This is a genomic window from Anoxybacillus sp. (assembly GCF_036834105.1).
In the GTDB taxonomy this organism is placed as follows: Bacteria; Bacillota; Bacilli; order Bacillales; family Anoxybacillaceae; genus Anoxybacillus.
The window spans coordinates 1-2,442 of record NZ_DAITON010000208.1 but is presented as its reverse complement, the minus strand read 5'-3'; the positions used below and the strand labels follow the sequence as shown (position 1 = coordinate 2,442).

The 2,442-nt window shown below is 38.9% G+C and carries 2 protein-coding genes; both read left to right on the top strand.

Features of this window, described 5'->3' with window-relative positions; all coding sequences use genetic code 11:
• The first annotated feature begins 60 nt into the window (after nucleotides 1–60).
• Complete coding sequence (locus V7Z64_RS12925; protein WP_297990928.1) at nucleotides 61–1,224, top strand: FtsW/RodA/SpoVE family cell cycle protein; 1,164 nt, start codon at nucleotides 61–63, stop codon at nucleotides 1,222–1,224.
• 274 nt (nucleotides 1,225–1,498) lie between these two features.
• Nucleotides 1,499–2,281, top strand: coding sequence for an amidase domain-containing protein (locus tag V7Z64_RS12920; protein WP_297990927.1), 783 nt, complete (start codon nucleotides 1,499–1,501; stop codon nucleotides 2,279–2,281).
• Nucleotides 2,282–2,442: the final 161 nt, after the last annotated feature.

Genomic DNA, 2,442 nt, shown 5'->3' with positions numbered 1-2,442 from the left:
TCTTTATAAGATTTTTAGCTATCTTATAAAGTCTTATAAGTTTTCTGTAACGGAACGGTAATGGAAAACGAAAAAACGGTTCAGACAAAAATAGATTATCACTTATTGTTTATTTTATTTTTAATCGCAATCGTGAGCGCCGTCGCTATCGAAAGTGCGCGGGAGACGCTTCCTGTCAAACTGCAACATATTAACTTCGCCCAAAAACAGCTCATGTGGTACGGTGTCGGTGCTGTCGTCATTGCGGTGACGATGCTTTTTGATTACGACCGGTTGTTTAAAATCGCTTGGTATTTGTATGGCTTTGGCATCATCCTTTTGCTCGGATTAGAACTAAACGTTCCGGGTACATTAACGATTAAAGGGGCGACGAGTTGGTACAGCCTACCCGGAGGTAACTTCCAACCTTCTGAGCTAATGAAAATTTTTATGATTATCGTCATTAGCCGCATGATCGTCAACCATCGCGAAAAATACAACGACCCGACATTGCAAGACGACTTCAAGTTGCTTGGAAAAATCGGCTTAGCGCTACTGCCGCCGCTATTTTTGCTTGCGCGTCAGCCAGATATGGGAATGTCGATGGTGTTTATGGCGATTGCCGGCTCGCTCATTCTCGTTTCCGGTATTCGCTTGCGCATTATTGCGTCAATTGCCGGGGTAGCTATACTCGGGGCAACAGCTTTTATCGTGGCGTTTTTATATTTCCCTGATGTGTTAAAAATCAAGCAATATCAGCTAAACCGTTTTTACGGTTGGCTTAATCCGTATGAATATGCGAGCGAACAAGGATTTCAGCTCATAAAATCGCTTCTTGCGATTGGCTCGGGAGAGTTGTATGGGAAAGGATATAAAAATTTAGACGTGTACTTGCCTGAGTCACATACCGACTTCATTTTTAGCATTATCGGGGAACAGTTCGGCTTTATCGGAGCGAGCCTCGTCGTCTCCCTCTTTTTCTTGCTTATTTATCGTATGATTCAAATCGCGTTAGATTGCCACGATCCGTTTGGCAGCTATTTATGCGCGGGCGTCATCGGCATGATCACGTTCCAAGTGTTCCAAAACGTCGGCATGACGATCGGGTTGCTGCCAATTACCGGACTTCCGCTTCCGTTCGTCAGCTACGGTGGAAGCTCGCTCGCAACATACATGCTTGCGATTGGGCTCGTCCTAAACGTCCGTTCTCGCACACAAAAATTTATGTTTTCAACTGAACAATAGGGGAACATTTCCCCTATTGTTTGTTCATATACTAATTCCTTATTTGATCAATAATATGTTTCCTATATTATAAAGTCATACGTACGTTCTCCTAATGAAATCACACTGTTAAACACCTAATCGGATGTATGAGTAAAATGTTTGTGGGAGAAAAAAAGACAGGTTCCTGATTTGGTATAATAAGGAGCCTGTCTGATCCATATATTGAAACTATTTTACATAAGTGTTAATATGATTAGTGAGTTACATTTATTTTCATAAGGAGGAGTGTTCTATGAGAAACGTCGTTCTCGCTTTCCTTCCCTTTTTGCTTTGTTTTTTTACTTTTTCTCCATCGAATGCTTTAGCCTACGATAGTATAAGTGAACAGGAGAAAAATAAAATTGTTCAAGAAGCTTTAAGGATCATCGAAAAAAGGTACACCTCCCTTATCCCTCAAAATAATGAAGAAGAAGAAAATGTAGACATTCAAATAAAAAATACTAAGTCGCAACTCAGATTAGAGAATATTATAAAAAGAGACCAAGATTATATAAATAAATTAGGTGCATCGTACAAGAAAATAGAAATTTTGAACGTAGACGACATACAAATAAATCAGGTAAATGAAACAATTAAGTTAAGTTTGAAAGTGGAGGTAGCTAAATACTACCAGTACAAAAACAAAAAACAGATGGAAGAACATCCATGGCTTGAAACAAGAACACATGAGTTTATTTTCACGTCCAGCGAAAACAAAAGAAGCAAGTTATATGCATTAGTTGATTACAAATTTGAAGATGAAATGGATTACACTGGTGAACAGGCATCAAATAGCAACTTACCCCCAATTGAAGAAATGAATAGACAACAAGTTATTGAAGCAACGAACGACATAAGCATAATGTCCGCACAACACTTGTACAATCGATCAGGAGCTAGATCATATGCATACAATTGGTATAACAAAAACAACCCTGACTTTACAGTTTTCTCAAACAATTGTACAAACTTTATTTCACAAGCAATTAGCCGCGGTGGCGGAGTAAATATGGATTGGTGGGGCGATTTGCGCTGATGGTATCAAGGTAACCAAAACACTACAAGTTGGTCTGTTGCTCATGATTATGTTTATTATGCAAGAAGAAACAATGATGCAGGTGGACTTGGTGCTTATTATATAAGTAACTGTAGATGAGCAAATTTACTAACATAAATTTACAACCAAACAAAAAAAGG